Annotated in this window: 12 protein-coding genes; 7 read left to right on the forward strand and 5 right to left on the reverse strand. The window is 47.0% G+C overall.

What is annotated here, in order from left to right; all coding sequences use genetic code 11:
* Positions 1-238 precede the first annotated feature (238 nt).
* Entirely contained in the window at positions 239-2,950 is a 2,712-nt protein-coding gene (topA, locus tag HRU42_RS11885; RefSeq protein WP_295031395.1) for a type I DNA topoisomerase, read from the forward strand.
* Between the two features lie 347 nt (positions 2,951-3,297).
* On the opposite strand, the gene HRU42_RS11890 is transcribed toward topA, so the two are convergent.
* A complete protein-coding gene (locus HRU42_RS11890; RefSeq protein ID WP_295031397.1) occupies positions 3,298-4,071 on the reverse strand; it encodes a hypothetical protein in 774 nt (257 codons plus the stop codon).
* Between the two features lie 225 nt (positions 4,072-4,296).
* On the opposite strand from HRU42_RS11890, the gene cysB reads away from it, so the two are divergent.
* Positions 4,297-5,271, forward strand: a complete 975-nt coding sequence (gene cysB / locus HRU42_RS11895; RefSeq protein ID WP_295031399.1) for an HTH-type transcriptional regulator CysB — start codon at positions 4,297-4,299, stop codon at positions 5,269-5,271.
* A gap of 99 nt (positions 5,272-5,370) precedes the next feature.
* On the opposite strand, the gene HRU42_RS11900 is transcribed toward cysB, so the two are convergent.
* A complete protein-coding gene (locus HRU42_RS11900; RefSeq protein ID WP_295031401.1) occupies positions 5,371-6,747 on the reverse strand; it encodes an L-serine ammonia-lyase in 1,377 nt (458 codons plus the stop codon).
* 351 nt (positions 6,748-7,098) lie between these two features.
* Here HRU42_RS11900 and nagZ point away from each other — a divergent pair, with 351 nt between their 5' ends.
* From nagZ to HRU42_RS11915, 3 genes are all read left to right on the forward strand, one after another.
* The gene (gene nagZ / locus HRU42_RS11905; protein ID WP_295031403.1) at positions 7,099-8,109 is read left to right on the forward strand and encodes a beta-N-acetylhexosaminidase; all 1,011 of its coding nucleotides are present in this window, start codon (positions 7,099-7,101) and stop codon (positions 8,107-8,109) included.
* A gap of 95 nt (positions 8,110-8,204) precedes the next feature.
* A complete protein-coding gene (gene ycfP, locus HRU42_RS11910) occupies positions 8,205-8,744 on the forward strand; it encodes an alpha/beta hydrolase YcfP (RefSeq protein ID WP_295031405.1) in 540 nt (179 codons plus the stop codon).
* 409 nt (positions 8,745-9,153) lie between these two features.
* On the forward strand, positions 9,154-9,429 hold the full coding sequence (locus tag HRU42_RS11915; protein ID WP_295031407.1) for an acylphosphatase: 276 nt from the start codon (positions 9,154-9,156) through the stop codon (positions 9,427-9,429).
* Between the two features lie 98 nt (positions 9,430-9,527).
* Here HRU42_RS11915 and HRU42_RS11920 read toward each other — a convergent pair whose 3' ends face one another.
* The 3 genes from HRU42_RS11920 to HRU42_RS11930 form a co-directional block, all read right to left on the reverse strand.
* Positions 9,528-10,469: a peptidoglycan binding protein CsiV gene (locus HRU42_RS11920; RefSeq protein WP_295031409.1), complete on the reverse strand. Its 942-nt coding sequence runs from the start codon at positions 10,467-10,469 to the stop codon at positions 9,528-9,530.
* Between the two features lies 1 nt (position 10,470).
* Entirely contained in the window at positions 10,471-13,944 is a 3,474-nt protein-coding gene (mfd, locus tag HRU42_RS11925) for a transcription-repair coupling factor (protein WP_295031411.1), read from the reverse strand.
* Positions 13,945-14,020: 76 nt separating this feature from the next.
* Positions 14,021-14,614: a hypothetical protein gene (locus tag HRU42_RS11930; protein ID WP_295031413.1), complete on the reverse strand. Its 594-nt coding sequence runs from the start codon at positions 14,612-14,614 to the stop codon at positions 14,021-14,023.
* 97 nt (positions 14,615-14,711) lie between these two features.
* Between HRU42_RS11930 and HRU42_RS11935 the strand changes: the two genes are divergently transcribed.
* Positions 14,712-15,944, forward strand: coding sequence for a lipoprotein-releasing ABC transporter permease subunit (locus HRU42_RS11935; protein ID WP_295031415.1), 1,233 nt, complete (start codon positions 14,712-14,714; stop codon positions 15,942-15,944).
* Between the two features lie 115 nt (positions 15,945-16,059).
* Positions 16,060-16,770, forward strand: a complete 711-nt coding sequence (lolD, locus tag HRU42_RS11940; protein ID WP_295031417.1) for a lipoprotein-releasing ABC transporter ATP-binding protein LolD — start codon at positions 16,060-16,062, stop codon at positions 16,768-16,770.
* Positions 16,771-16,963 lie beyond the last annotated feature (193 nt).

A 16,963-nucleotide genomic window follows, 5' to 3' on the forward strand; every position in this document is an offset into this window, starting at 1 on the left:
TATTTGCATCGAAATGCACATGAATTCCTTGCTAGATGACAAATATGACTAATAATGGAATATTAGTTTTTAATTAAGCATTTATTTCTTTCACATTTTTTTTAGAAATAGTTCCAAAATGGTTAAAAATGGCACTCCAGTACAAATAAAAGAGGGATTAGCTTGAATAAATTGAGACAACCCTCTATATATGGAGCCAAATTACAGTATTTTGAGACTTTTTGGCGCAGATCATTCTATGGGTAAATCGCTAGTTATTGTCGAATCACCGGCCAAAGCCAAGACTATTAATAAATATCTCGGCAAAGATTACATTGTTAAATCGAGCGTAGGTCACGTAAGAGACTTGCCTACATCTTCCAGTCCTGACTCTAAAGTGGCGACGAAAACGCCCGCAGAAGTACGAAAGATGGCTCCTGAAGAGAAAGCCATCTACAAGAGCAAGAAAGCGAAACAAGCGCTTGTTGCTCGTATGGGAGTAGATCCGGAGAACGGCTGGAAAGCCAAGTATCAGATACTCCCAGGTAAAGAAAAAGTGGTTAAAGAGCTGCAGGCGTTAGCCGAGAAAGCTGATAAAATCTATCTCGCAACCGATTTGGATAGAGAGGGAGAGGCCATTGCATGGCACTTGCAGGAGATCATCGGGGGGGATGAATCACGCTTTCAGCGTGTCGTCTTCAACGAGATCACCAAGAGCGCTATTCAAGACGCATTCAGCAAACCCGCGCATCTAGATACCAATATGGTTAATGCTCAGCAGGCGCGTCGTTTCCTCGATCGCGTCGTTGGTTTTATGGTATCGCCTCTGTTATGGAAGAAAGTCGCTCGTGGATTATCCGCCGGTCGAGTTCAGTCTGTGGCAACGCGTCTAGTGGTTGAGAGAGAAGGTGAGATTAAGGCTTTCGTTCCCGAAGAGTTTTGGGATATTCATGCGCAATTGGATACTCAGGCTAATGATCTGCTTAAGATGCAGGTGGTTAAGTTTCAGGGCAAGGCATTTAATCCTGTCAATGAGAAGCAAACCCTAGACGCGGTTTCTTTTCTGTCTCAGTCAAGCTTTGTGGTTGCTGCTCGTGATGATAGAGCGACTCAGAGTAAGCCTTCGGCACCCTATATCACATCGACCCTGCAACAAGCGGCGAGTACCCGTTTAGGTTTTGGCGTCAAGAAGACCATGATGATGGCTCAACGTCTCTACGAAGCGGGTCATATTACCTATATGCGTACCGACTCGACCAATTTGAGTCAGGAAGCCTTGGATAACGTGCGCGAGATGATCGCTAAAGAGTTTGGTGATAATTACCTGCCAGAAGCACCTATCCGTTACGGTAGCAAAGATGGCGCTCAAGAAGCTCACGAAGCCATTCGTCCATCAAATGTCAAAGTACTTGCAGCTTTGATGACTGATATGGAGAGAGATGCACAGCGTTTGTATGAGCTTATTTGGCGTCAGTTTGTCTCCTGTCAGATGACACCTGCAAAATATGATGCGACTCGCTTAACGGTTAAGGCCGGTGAGTACGAGCTCAAAGCCACTGGTCGAACTTTACGTTTCGACGGTTGGACTCGCGTTCAAACGAGCATTAAGAAGAAAAATGAGGAAGACAATACCCTACCTCATGTCGATAAGGGCGATAAGCTAGCGCTTAAAGAGCTCGATCCCAAGCAGCATTTTACTAAGCCACCGGCGAGATACAGCGAAGCGTCTCTGGTTAAAGAGCTCGAAAAACGTGGTATTGGTCGTCCATCGACCTATGCGACGATTATTTCGACTATTCAGGACCGTGGTTATGTGCGCGTCGAAAGCCGTCGTTTCTATGCAGAAAAGATGGGCGAGATAGTCAGTGAGAGTCTGGTCGGCAGCTTCAAGGAGCTAATGAGCTATGACTTTACCGCGGGTATGGAACAGACACTCGATGATGTCGCCAAGGGCGAGCTCGAGTGGAAGAAAGTACTCGATGGCTTCTATAAAGATCTCACTAAACAGATAGAGCAGGCCGAGCTGCCACCGGAAGAGGGCGGAATGCGCCCGAACGAGATGGTGCCCACCGATAACATCAAGTGTCCGACTTGTGAGCGTCCTATGGGGATCCGCACCGGCACCACAGGTGTGTTCCTCGGTTGTTCCGGCTACGCTTTGCCGCCTAAAGAGCGCTGTAAAACCACCATGAATCTGACTCCCGGTGAAGAAGCCGTGAGTGAGAACAGTGAAGATGTTGAAACAGATGCGTTACGTGCCAAGCATCGTTGTGATATCTGTGGTACTGCCATGGACAGCTATCTTATCGATGAGACTCGTAAGCTACATGTTTGTGGTAATAACCCAATATGTGTTGGTCATGAGGTCGAACTCGGTCAGTTCAAGATTAAGGGTTATGAAGGTCCTATCATTGAGTGTGATCGCTGTGGCAATGACATGGAACTCAAGAACGGCCGTTTCGGTAAATACTTCGGCTGTACCAACAGCGAGTGTAAGAATACCCGTAAGCTGTTAAAGAGCGGTGAAGCTGCGCCTCCAAAGGAAGATCCGATCCACCTACCTGAGCTTAAGTGTACTAAGTCTGATGGCTACTTCGTGCTTAGAGATGGTGCCGCCGGAATCTTTATGGCTGCCAGCACCTTCCCTAAATCACGTGAAACTCGTGCGCCATTAGTGGAAGAGTTGGTGAAGTATCGTGAGCTATTATGGCCTAAGTATGCCTATCTAGCCGATGCACCAGTTAAAGATGATGATGGCAATAAGGCATCGGTTCGCTTCAGCCGTAAGACGAAGGAGCAATACGTTGCTACCGATGTCGATGGCAAGGCAACCGGCTGGACCTCGAAGTTTATCGACGGTAAGTGGGTGACAGAGGCGAAGAAGAAAGCCAAGCCAAAAGCGAAAGCGACGACGGCAACTAAAGCTAAGCCCAAAGCTAAGCCTAAAGCGGCAGCAAAGACTAAAGCATAGAGCAGAACGCTTCAGTCAATGTTGGTCTATAGATAGCTAGTCCATAAAAAGCCTCGATTTATCGGGGCTTTTTATTGTCTGCTGTTTACGAGACACGAGACACGAGACACGAGACACGAGATACTAGGTTTGAGTTAGAAGCTAAGAGTCGTAAGCGAGAAGTGTTACGTGATAAGTAAGAGTTGAGTCTTCGCCGTCATCCTGAACGTGTTTCAGGATCCAGTTCGAATGCTGCTATTAAAAAAGCCCCAACATGTTATGAAGGGGCCTAGTTTGAGCAATAATTCTATCTAGCATCTAGCATCTAGCATCTAGCATCTAGCATCTAGCATCCAGCATCTGACCTATTACCATTTCTTCTTCGGTTGGAACAGTACGTCGATGTCTTCCTCTTCCTTCACTTGTTTAACGACTGGATATGACTGTTTCTGTGCGCCCACGATCTCATCTAACATGGTTTTTGCTTCATCGACTTTTTTCGCGATAAAAGGGTCATTAGGGGTTTGCTCCTTGATGGAGTGTAAGGTCGAAAGGGCCTTAGTCACCATCAGCTTTGAGGAGCCGTATTGCTTCATAAAGCTGGCGGCTCTTGCTCGGGATAACATGGAATCAACATTAATTCTCAATTGGAGGCTATCTATCCTGCCTTCCTCTTCACTGAATATTGTCGGGTCGACCTTGCCCTTGTTATGCTCGGCGCGAAGAATGGCTTTTAGCTTCTTGAGTACTTTTACTAGGGTCAATATTTGCTTATCGTTATCGGGCAGACGGAAACTTTCTATTGAAGGAGCCTGTTTAGGACTCGCTGCTAAATTCTGGACCTGAGCACTGATATCGGCCTGTCTTCTTTGGTAATCACCGGCTTGATTGGCGGCATAGTTAACGGCTAAGCCTAGCGCGTCTTCGACACGCTTATACAACACCTGAATTATCTGCGAAGAGCAGGGAAACATACCTGTATGAGAAAGCACTTCTTCGGTTTCATCGATAATGGCCCTCTGCCTGGCCAGTTCGGTTCTGCGCTCTGCCTCAGCACGCTCTTTCTGCTGCTGTATGACATTAATCCCGATCACGAGTAATAAGAGTGCGCCGATACTGATCAGAACCAAAGTAAATATCATAGGTCTACCGTTAATTATGCAATTCTATTAATGCTACTATAAATCAACATTCTATCATAGCTATCTTCATCTAGCTTTTGACTAATGTCGTGTGATTGGTATGAACTCTATGTTATATTCCATATTGATTTAATTTTCACGTTGTACTATAACTATTTCTTATACTTAATCTCTCATTCCAGACCCATTAAAGCCTTAAACAGAGACCGAATCGAAGGATAAAAGATGAAGCTGCAGCAACTCAGATACATTGCAGAGGTGGTGAATCATAACCTCAACGTTTCGGCTACCGCTGAAAACCTCTATACATCTCAGCCAGGGATCAGTAAACAAGTACGTATGCTGGAAGATGAACTTGGTATACAAATTTTCGGCCGTAGCGGCAAACATTTAACTCATGTGACACCGGCTGGCGAGCAGGTCATCAGCATAGCAAATGATATTTTAGGTAAAGTCGAGAGCATCAAGAAGGTTGCGGAAGAGTATACCAAGCCTGATCAGGGTGAGTTGAATATCGCAACGACAGATACCCAGGCAAGGTATGCCCTGCCTAAAATAATCCGCGGATTTATCGATCGCTATCCTAAGGTTAATTTGCACATGCATCAGGGTACGCCTTCTCAAATCAGCGAGTTGGCGGCGAGAGGCGCTGCGGACTTTGCTATTGCGACCGAAGGTATGCATCTTTATTCCGATCTGATCATGTTGCCTTGTTACCATTGGAACCGCTCGATTGTAGTGAATCGAGATCATCCGTTAGCGACTCGCAGTAATATTACGATTGAAGATCTGGGTCGTTTTCCTTTAGTGACTTATGTCTTTGGTTTTGACCGCGAATCTGAGATTGAAAAATCATTCAATCGTGCGGGATTAGAGCCCAGAGTGGTGTTTAGTGCGACCAGTGCCGACGTGTTGAAGACCTATGTGAGACTCGGTTTGGGAGTCGGAGTGATTGCATCAATGGCAATCGATCCTATTATGGACAGAGACTTAGTGGCTATCGATGCCAGCCATCTGTTTGGGCATAGCACCACTAAGATAGGGTTCAGGAAGGGCAACTTCTTAAGAACGTATATGTATGAGTTCATCGAGCACTTTGCCCCGCATCTTACCAAGGAAGTGGTCGAAAAAGCTGTCGCGCTTAGGGACCCTCAATTGATAGAAAATATGTTTGCCGATATTGACCTGCCAGTAAGGTAATACTTGCCAGCGTCTCAGTTAGTGGATGCAAGACATAAAAAAACTCGCCTAAGCGAGTTTTTTTATGGCTGATGATGCTGATGATTTAATCAGCGTCGTTTAGCATTCGACGATATTAACAGCCAGGCCACCCTTGGCGGTTTCCTTATACTTGCTGCGCATATCTTTACCGGTTTCCATCATGGTCTTGATCACTTTATCCAGAGAGACCTTGTGATTACCGTCGCCGCGTAACGCCATGCGAGAAGCATTAATGGCTTTTACTGCGCCCATGGCATTACGTTCGATACAAGGAACCTGGACTAGGCCGCCAACAGGGTCGCAGGTCAAGCCAAGGTTATGCTCCATGCCTATCTCGGCCGCATTTTCTACATGTTCGACTGTGCCGCCCATGATCTCGGTTAATGCTGCGGCCGCCATCGAGCAGGCTACGCCGACTTCACCCTGACAGCCGACTTCGGCTCCCGAGATAGAGGCATTTTTCTTATAGAGAATACCTATAGCTGCAGCGGTTAACAGGTAGCGGCAACAGATATCGCTATCCACTTCTTGGACAAACATGTTGTAGTAGCTTAATACTGCCGGAATAATCCCCGCGGCGCCATTAGTCGGGGCGGTGACGACTCTATCACCAGCCGCATTTTGTTCATTAACCGACAAGGCGAACAGATCGACCCAATCGAGTGCGGTAAGCGGATCGACACTGTTTTTTCCTTCGGCCTTTAGTTGTCGATACATGGCCGGAGCGCGGCGCCTCAGCTTGAGCCCACCAGGCAGTAATCCTTCCTTGTGATAACCACGCTCAATACAATCTTTCATTGTCTGCCAGATGTGCCACAGCTGCGCTTTGACATCGGCCTCTTCGGCGATACTCAGCTCATTTGCCATCATCAGGGCTGAAATACTCAAACCATTGCTATTACAATATTCGAGCAGTTGAGCCGCGCTGTTGAAATCGTAAGGCGCAGACTCGATGGGCAGGGCTGGGGATGCATCTTGAGCTTGAATTTCATCCTGATCTAAGATGAAACCGCCACCCACAGAGTAGTAGGTTCTCTCATAGATGCATTCACCGGCAGAATAGGCATATAAAGTCATGGCGTTCGCGTGGGCGGGTAAACTTTTGCGTCTGTGGTAGATAACGCCGGATTCACGACTGAAAATAACGTGTTTGCCATTTGCCATCAGCAATTGCTGGTTTTGGCTCACGTCCGTTAATATCCCATCTATGCTATCAGTATCGACGCTATCGGGCGCTTCGCCCATCAAGCCTAAGATCACGGCTTTACCTGTGCCATGGCCTTTACCCGTTTGCCCCAGGGAGCCAAATAATTCTGAGCGTAGCTCATCTGTACGTTCAAGCAGGCCTGCTTTATCGAGATCCTTGATAAAGATGTTACCCGCTTTCATTGGACCCACAGTATGTGAGCTAGACGGTCCAATGCCTATTTTGAACATATCAAATACACTTATCATGCTTAACACCCTGTTTGTTATTGTTGTTTTACAATACTATCTAGTATTAATATTAGTCTAAAATCCATTGGACTCATCAAGTTTCAATGGATTAAAGCCCTGGTATGTTATTCTTCACTTGCTTGTTTAAATCTATTCTACTGAATTTAAATTCATGATCCGAAAGTATCCCATACTTTCCTAAATGACTTATCATGAGTTTTTTTAATCGAAAGTTTCAGATTAGCTGAGCTAAGGCAATGATTTCATGTTGCTAGCCATCGGTAGAGCATTTTATACTGTATTTGTTTGGATTATTTCTTATGGATAAAGATGAGGAATTCTTATTATTAGGTGCCTTGAGGAGTAAGCGTGAGCTATTTAATGTTAGACCTTTTATCGACCCAAGCCAGTGAAGCCGAGCTTGAACAACTTAAGCATCCCATGGTGGGGGGACTGATCCTATTTACACACAATTTTGTCGATAGAGAACAATTGCTCGCGTTAATACAATCGATAAGAGAGGTGAGATCCGATCTTATCATAGCCGTAGATCATGAAGGCGGGCGAGTGCAGCGCTTTAGGGAAGGTTTCACTCTAATACCCGCTATGGGCGATATATTATCTCGTGCCGATGGCGATATGCTAAAGGCCCGATCTTGGTCTGTAGAATTAGGTTTTCTCATGGCAATTGAGCTATTGGCTTGCGATATCGATCTCAGTTTCGCGCCAGTGCTGGATCTGGACCGAGTCAGTAGCGTCATAGGCAAGCGGGCATTTAGCGCTGAGCCTGAAATTGTGACTTGTTTAGCCGAGGGTTTTATCTCAGGCATGAATCAAGCCGGCATGGCCGCCGTGGGCAAACATTTCCCGGGTCATGGCAGTGTTGAGACAGATTCACATTTAGCCCAAGCGATAGATGAGCGCTGTGAGGCGGACATACGAGCGCTGGATATGCTGCCTTTTAAGACGCTGATCGAGCAGCACAAGCTTCAAGGTGTGATGCCTGCCCATGTTATCTATCCCAAGGTCGACCCTAACCCTGCAGGTTTCTCACCATACTGGCTCAAGCAAGTGTTGAGAGGCGAGCTGGATTTTAAAGGGGTTATTTTCTCGGATGATCTCGGCATGAAAGGTGCGGGTGTCGTGGGAGGCTATAAACAAAGAGCTAAAGCGGCATTAGATGCTGGTTGCAACATGATCTTGGTGTGTAACGATGCCGCCGGCGCAACAGAAATACTCGATGAACTCGATTGGCCCAATGAGGCACCATACAGAGCGGCTACCATGTTAAAGCCAGATGCCGGCATCGTCGTCCAAGCATTACAGCAAGATGAGCGCTGGAAAAAGGCTAAGGCCTTGGCTGAAACATTCAATCAGTAAAACTTACTCCTTTTACCGAGATATTTGATATAGCTCAACTCATTGACCAGTTAAGTTAGCTACAGTGAAAATTCTACATTATCACTGGTAGCAAAATGATCCTCTATTTACATGGCTTCGATGCGACGAGCCCTGGTAATCATGAAAAGATGCGTCAATTGCAATTTATCGATAAGGATGTGCGTCTGGTGAGTTATAGCACTCAGCACCCCAAGCACGATATGCAGCAGTTACTCAACGAAGTGAGTCGTCACCTCCAGCAAACAGACGATCCTGCGCCCTTAATTATGGGGGTGGGTTTAGGCGCATTTTGGGCCGAACGTATCGGATTCTTAAACGGGCTTAGAGCTGTGCTAATTAACCCTAACTTGTCACCTGAGCTTGACATGGTCGGTAAGATAGACAGGCCAGAAGAATATGCCGATATTAGCAGTAAATGTATTGTCAGCTTCAGATCTAAAAATGAAACTAACGCCTTAGTGATTCTTTCCCGTTCGGATGATGTGAATAACAACGCTCAGGTTTATGATGCACTGAATGAGTATTACCCAGTGATTTGGGATGAAGAACAGCCTCATAAATTCCCGGTGTTGGCGAGCCATCTAACCAATATAGCTGCCTTCAAACTAGGCTAGTTATTATCTCGCTATGTCTGGATCCCATCAGGCGTTTTCGAGCGGATTTCTTATGTCTGCCATCGAGTCATCTTATTCATATCTAAGGGTTACATACAAAATGGTCAACGGGTACGTCAGTGCTAGGTGCCGTTTTTCCTTATATCAGGTGATCTCGATCACAGCGAGTGTGAAGGTTAGATTAAAACGCTGGTTTTTGTTTGAATGTTATCTTTGTCAGTGTAGAGTGTCGAGCTGGTAATAAATGATACAAATTGATACTGTTGAAGCTCAGTCTGTTTAAGACTCACCCATTTGCGTATGTCGCCCGATACAGCTAGCCAATTTTAGTTAGCTGTTTTTTTTGTCTGTATTTTGCCTAGTCGACAAGTTTGGGTTATCTTCAAAGAGGGAACTTGAGGAACTCAGCATGAAAAGAGTCAAGATAAATGTGCAAGGAAAGGTGCAAGGTGTCTGTTATAGGCGTTACACCTTATCGAAAGCCAGAGCCTTAGGCTTAACTGGCTATGTCTCAAATGACGATGATGGTAATGTCACTATTTTAGCTCAGGGGGCCTTCCCCGCGGTGAATTACCTGATCGATTGGTGCCAAATAGGCTCACCTCAATCCCATGTTTCTCAAGTATTTGTTGAAGAAGATGAAGCCGATGAGATCTATTTAGATTTCTCGATTGTTCAATCTTGATGGGCCGGTATCAAGATTGTTCAGCCAGATAGACGGATCCACCTAGGTTCTTTTGTCTGTCTAGGTGTGATGTTTGCAGCGGCTTAGACCGATAGGCACTATTGTTCTACCTGTGCCTCGAGCCTATCTATGGGTTGCTGCATCTTTCTTATCTGCAGAATTATTCCCATTCTGGGATGATCGAAGTAATGAATTTCCTCGCTTCTGACCCGTCTGTTTTGCTTCATAGGGAAGGAATACAGGAAGGGGGTAGACAGATTGACTTCACTCGAATTGTATCGGGCGTTATCCCGCATCACGTCTAAGGTTTTAGTGCCTTCTTCTCTTAAATTTAATGCCGTTTCGACATAAAGGTAGTGATCCAGGTAGATGTTGATTGTCCCATCGAGTGTCCAGACAGGCTTATGTTCGACTAGTCCAAAATTTCCTCCTAGAAAGTCAAACTGAGGCACATCCGATTGAGTCGTTTGGCTGAGAGTCGTTAGACCATTGAGCTCAAATTGTGAAGAGTGATCTTTTCCCGAGAAGAGCCTAACGGCTGTAGCTCTGTGTCTGGGCTGCATCGCTTGCTGCCAGGTCATGTGTAGCAGACTCTTATGGCCTCTTTCTCTGGACAGTTTACTGATGATGTCTTTGAACTGATTTTGATCACTGGCTAACAGGACGGGAGCCCCGCCCGGTACACCATATTGCGTCGATGGGGCTGTTATACTCCATGGGATCTGCGAAGGGTGATTCATCTGGGTAGATGAACTGAATTGTTGGTTACATTCATCGGCCTTAGTGGCCCAATCATGCGCAGAACAAGCATCTAAACCTAGGCTGGCACCGGTAATATTGGTGCTGAACTGTGGCGAGATCAGATCCACCATCTTGTTTGGGTTTTGAACAGACACCTGCTCAGGCGCTTGCTCTTGAGACTGACCATAGGTGCTCTCGAAGAGATAGACCTCAACTTCAAACCAGCGCTCATCCTGGGCGTAGGCCGGCTGAGACACAGAGAGTAGGCCTACAATGATTAAAAAAGTTTGTCTTAACACATTATTCTCCAAGGCGATGTTGTGATAATTGCCCTAATAGCAATTTTACCAGTGCCAGTCTATCCTTGTGTGACTCGGCTGGAATGAGGAATTTTAACTTACTCGGGCCATCCATTCGATAGTTTTGTGGCTGACTCTGGAGTAAACCGATAATAAAGCCCGGATCGACGCAGTGATCGTCGTTAAATTCCAGGCTACCACCCTTAGCGTGCATCTCAAGTTTCTTAATGCCCAGACTGGTGGCCAGATGTTTGTACAGGGTTAGCTCCATCAGGTTCTTAGTGGCGTCGGGTAGCATACCAAAGCGATCGATAAGTTCGACTTTAAGTTCATCGATGGCATTGTCAGAATCACAGTTGGCAATGCGTTTATACAGAGACAAGCGAATATTGACGTCATGGACGAAATCCTCGGGAAGCAGGGCCGGAATGCGCAGTTCTATCTCACATTGACGTCTGAGCATCTGACTGAGGGAGGGCTCTTTGCCCTCTTTAAGCGACTTAACCGCATCTTCTAGCATCTCCATATAGAGAGTAAATCCTATCTTGGAGATGTGGCCAGATTGTTCATCGCCTAACAGCTCGCCAGCACCGCGGATCTCGAGATCTTGGGTGGCCAATAAAAAGCCTGCGCCTAAATCTTCTAAGGCTCCGATGGCTTCCAGACGTTTGCGTGCATCGGATGAAATGCTTTTAGGGTGCGGCGTCATCATATAGGCATAAGCCTGATGATGGGAGCGGCCCACACGTCCTCTCAGTTGGTGCAGCTGGGCTAAGCCAAACTTATCGGCTCTCTCTATGACTATGGTGTTAGCCGAGGGCACATCGATGCCGGTCTCGATAATGGTGGTACAGACGAGTACGTTGAACTTTTGATGATAAAATTCAGACATGACTCTTTCTAAGTCACGTTCGCGCATCTGGCCGTGAGCCGTCACGACTCTAGCTTCAGGCAGGAGTTCACGTATTTCGTCAGCGCGTTTCTCTATGGTCTCGACCATATTGTGTAGAAAATAAACTTGTCCGCCACGGAGAATTTCACGCAGTAAGGCTTCACGTATGGTGGTGGGATCGTACTCCCTGATGAAGGTCTTTACCGCGAGCCGCTTGGCCGGTGGTGTGGCAATGATCGACAGATCCCGCATGCCGGACATCGCCATATTTAAGGTTCTGGGAATAGGCGTCGCCGTTAAGGTTAAGATATCTACATTAGCCCGCAGCGCCTTAATTTTTTCTTTCTGCCTAACACCGAATCTGTGTTCCTCATCGATGACCAACAAGCCTAAGTTGTCAAAATCACCCTCTGAATGCAGTAATTTATGGGTGCCTATGATGATATCGACCTTACCCTTACTGAGTTCTGCCATGATCAGCTTCTGCTCTTTAGCCGTCTTGAAGCGAGATATCACCTCAATTTTAACCGGCCAATCGGCAAATCTGTCTTGGAAGTTCTCGAAGTGTTGCTGGGCCAGCAAGGTGGTAGGCACTAAAATAGCGACTTGCTTGCCATCGTTGACCGCGACGAAGGCGGCTCTCATTGCCACCTCGGTCTTACCAAAGCCGACATCGCCACAGACGAGCCTATCCATGGAGATGGGAGAGCACATATCTGTTAACACGGCATTGATAGAAGTCTCTTGATCGACGGTCTCTTCGAAGGGAAAACTATTGGCGAACTGGGCATACTCTTGTTCATCGATCTTACACGCCGTGCCTGGCCTAGCCTGTCTTCGTGCGTAGACATCGAGCAGTTCGACGGCAACATCGCGGATTTTTTCTACCGCTTTCTTCTTAGCCCTGGCCCATGTTTCATTGCCAAGTTTGTTTAAGTGAGCTTCCTCGTCCGGTCCGACACTGTAACGGCTAATGAGATGCAGTGATGACACAGGCACATAAAGTTTATCACCGCCGGCATATTCCAACTTGAGGTATTCGGCCACAAGGCCACCGGTATCTAAGGTTTCCAGTCCCTGATATTTTGCGACGCCATGATCTAGGTGGACTATGGGTTGGCCGACTTTGAGCTCGGCTAAGTTTTTGACTAGGGCGTCACTACTTATCTGTTTCTGTTTGTCCCGGCGACGTTTCTGAGATATGCGATGACCGAATAGCTCGGTCTCACAGATCAGGCTAAATTTTCCACCTCGGCTATTCTCTATGATGCAGCCGTTGGAGAGAGGGGAGACGATGAGTCCAAGCTTAGTCTTCGAGGCAGTAAATTGCGCTAAACTGTCGAATCGTTTCGGCTTGATATCTATCTTAGCCAGTAGCTCGAGTAAGGCTTCCCGGCGACCCTCGGATTCCGCGCTGAAGAGTATGCTCGTCTCTTTAATCGCATATTCTTGCAGCTGGATCAGTGGCTGCTTCAGCTTGTGATTGGCTGTCAACTCAGGCAGTTTTTCAAGCTTAGCCTGCTGACCCTTATCCGAGTCCTCACCAATCTTGAGCAGACTCCTTGGCAGGGACTTAAAATTAGCGAACACCTGCTCGGTGAGCAGATAAAGCTCTTTCGGTGCCAGTAGCGGGCGTAACGGATCCACGCGCCTATCTTCATATCTCAGCTCTACTTCGGCTAAATGTGCCTTAGAGGCGGCTTCAAGGTCGCCGATATTGACCAGTTGAGCATGTTCTGGCAGATAATCGAACAGGCTGGCTGTCTCGTCGAAAAATAGTGGCAGATAGCTCTCGATCCCCGCAGGAAAGATTTTTCGACTGACCATCTGATAGACAGATTCTGGCTCTTTAACCAAGCGTTCGAACCGTCGACGATATCTTTGTCTAAAGCCTTCAATTGCCTGATCATCGGTGGGGAACTCTTTTGCCGGCAGTAAACGTATTGCATCAATTTGCCCACTGGATCTCTGGCTCTCCGGGTCGAAGTGTCTGATGGACTCGACTTCATCATCAAATAACTCGATGCGGAAGGGTTGCTCCGAGCCCATAGGGAATAGATCGATTATCGAGCCTCTTACAGCAAACTCACCATGTTCATACACTTGCTCGACCAGATGATAGCCTGTGTTCACCAGTCGCTGTTTGACATCCTGAAGACAATAATTATCGCCTTTTTTCAATATGAGCACATTGCCGGCTAAGAAGGATTTAGGCGGTAAGCGCACCATCAAGGTGCTCAAGGGCACGATAACCAGTCCCTGTTTGGCATTGGGCAGGCGAGATAAGGTCTCTAATCTTTGGGATACCAGATCTTGGTGAGGAGAGAAACTGTCATAGGGCAAGGTTTCTCTGTCCGGGAACAGCCACACCGGAAAATCGCTACCTTCGAGCAGATAATCCAGCTCAGATTCGAGTAACAGGGCTGTGGGGGTGTCGTGAGTCACAGCGACAGTGATGCCGGCATGGTTTTGAACCAGGTTCGCTAAGGTGATGGCTTGAGAGGCACCACCTAATGTATATAGTGTTTGCGCTTTTGATGCACTTTTGACTGCGGGTGGAGTCAATATTGAGAAAGATTTCATTCAGATCTGGCATAAAGAGTAGCGTCAAAGATGCCTGATATTGTAGAGGCTTACCGCCTCTTGTGCTAGAGAAAACTTATGCGCGGCTTTTCGCCTGTTTACGCAATTTAAGCTGCTTTTGTTGCACGCTTAGACTGGCTTTGACCAATTGTTCCACATCAGTCTCCAGTATTTGAGTAAACTCAAGATTGCTGATGTATTGGCTGCTAGCTTGATTGTCATCTGTATCTAACGGCTCAGAGGCTGTGACTGTGACGAAGCATAACAGGGCGACTAACTCATCTCGAATGTGCAGAGTGATCTTAAATTGCTCATTTTCAACCAGCTGAGTATCGCTGATGACCCGAATGCCACTGCCGCCAAAGTAGGCGCCTCGATATTGTTCTCCTTGGTGTTGCTCACGCTCTAATACATATTGCAGCACCAGATCTATCTTACGGGACTGGAGTTTAAGGTAATCCACTACAGTCTTAGCATCGTCGTCTAGGTGTCTCAGTTGCAGTAAACAGTCAGATTCAAGGGTTTTGACTTGGTTGATGAGCAACAATCCCGTAGGTAACATGGCTCTTAATTCGTGTTCAGTGGGCAGAGCCTGCTCTTTGGGCCAGGGAGAAAGATAGGCCGTAAAGTCATGCTTGACACTAAAATAGGGAGTTGAATCTGTGAACAAGGGATTTCCTCTTGTTTTTATATAGCTATTACCCCTATTATCGTGCGCATCTTAATGATTTAGCAAGGCTGATTATTTATTGGGCCTGTAGGACACTATGAATCTTGCGTTATCTTCACATATAGGCTTTCGTTATTGGCGTGCGAGAAAGGCTAATGGCTTCGCCTCTTTCATCACTTTTTTTGCGGTTTCCGGTATCTTACTCGGCGTGGCCGCATTGATCATCGTCAGTTCTGTTATGAATGGACTCGAAGGTCAGTTGAAACAGCGCATATTAGGCGCTGTGCCTCAGTTGACTGTGCATTCGACGGCACCTATCGAGCAGTGGCAGACTAAGATTGCCGCACTGAGCAAACTTCCGGGGGTTATCGGCGTCACTCCCAGCATTGCCAATCAGGCCATGATCCAATCCAGCAGCAACATAAGTGCAATCCAGATCTATGGCATCTATCCTGATTTTGAACACGATCTCTTAGCCACTATGCAGCGCAGTTTTAACGGCAGTTTCGAACAGCTTGCAGCGGGTAAGTATCGCATCGTTTTAGGCTCATTGCTTGCGAGACGTCTGGATGTGTCATCCGGGGATAAGGTGAGACTATTGAGCGGCGAAGGTGTCATCTATTCTCCCTTAGGTCCGGTGCCGAGTCAGAGAAACTTTGTGGTTGCCGGTGTGTTTGAGATGGGATCTCAAGTCGATGCGAATCTGGCTTATGTTCATTATGAAGATGCCCAGAGATTGATGCGGCAAAATCCCGGTGAGGTCAAGCATCTGAGGTTCTACCTCGATGATCCCTTCAACGCCGCCAACCTGAGCGCCGGCGTGATAGCCGAATTTAGCAAAGATAATCTAAAGGTTACCACCTCGGACTGGCGTGAAACCTATGGACATCTTTTCGGTGCGGTGAAGATGGAGAAGAATATGATGTCTCTTATGCTGAGCCTCATCATCGCCGTCGCCGCATTTAACATAGTATCTGCCCTAGTGATGATGGTGGTCGACAAGACTAGCGACGTCGCCGTACTCAAGACGCAGGGATTGATGACAGCCGATGTGATGGGGATATTTATGATCCAAGGCTCGCTCAATGCCATCATTGGACTCATCTGTGGTCTGGTCGTTGGGATTGCAATCACATTGAATCTCAATACCATCTTAAATACATTTGGCATTTCGGTGCTCGGGGCGGGTCAGTCCCTGCCGGTGCAACTGGAATGGAGCCAGATGAGTCTGATAGTCTTAGGCACCTTACTCATCTCATTTTTTGCCACCGTCTATCCGGCGATGAGAGCCGCCGGGGTGCAGCCAGCCAATGCGCTAAGGCATGAATAAACAAGATTGTTTACGTTAATGCTGAGTGGTCAATGGCCTGACTAGCATGAATTGAGCATGAGTGAATTGAAGAATTAATGAATTAATGAATTAATGAATTGAAGAGTTGAACAAGATGCAAGAGTTATTACTGGAAGTAAAAGGTGTGACTAAGCGCTACCAAGAGGGCAGCGTCGATACTCAAGTGCTTAACAATGTGGATCTACAGGTATTTAAAGGCGAGCAGCTGGCTATCGTAGGCACATCGGGTTCGGGTAAGAGTACATTACTGCACATCATGGGCACCTTAGACAGCCCCACGAGTGGCAGTGTGACTATGTTAGGCGAAGATCTCTATGCATTATCGAGTCGGCGACAATCGGAGATACGCAATCAAGATCTAGGTTTCATTTATCAGTTCCACCACCTGCTACCGGAATTTACCGCATTGGAGAATGTTGCCATGCCGGCGCTCATTCATGGCGTGAAGCGAGAGCTGGCGCACCAAGATGCTAAGGCACTGCTTGATCGAGTGGGGTTAGGCCATAGGCTAGATCACACACCAGCGGAGATGTCTGGCGGCGAGCGACAACGCACGGCCATTGCCAGAGCCTTGATCAATAAGCCCAAACTCGTGTTAGCCGATGAGCCTACGGGTAATCTGGATGCCGCCAGCGGCGAGGCCGTCTACGAGCTTATTCAAGAATTGGCGACTCAGTTAGGCACGGCATTCGTCGTGGTGACCCATGATAGTAAGCTCGCCTCCAGAATGGACAGACAGTTACACATGGAAGATGGCAACTTGCGCGTTTTAGACTTAAATGAGCTAGCAAGTGAGGCTTCATGAGTCGTTTATTGTTATCTTGTGTCTATCTCGCTGGCCAATCAGATCACCTCGTAAGTGAGGCTGCATGAGTCGTTTATTATTATCTTGTGTGGGGTGGCGCTGCTATCTTGTTCGTCAATCAGATCACCTCGTAAGTGAGGCCGCATGAGTCGTTTATTATCAAAAATTTGTGTGGGGTGGCGCTGCTATCTTG

It is taken from the genome of Shewanella sp. (assembly GCF_013214165.1).
GTDB lineage: Bacteria > Pseudomonadota > Gammaproteobacteria > Enterobacterales > Shewanellaceae > Shewanella.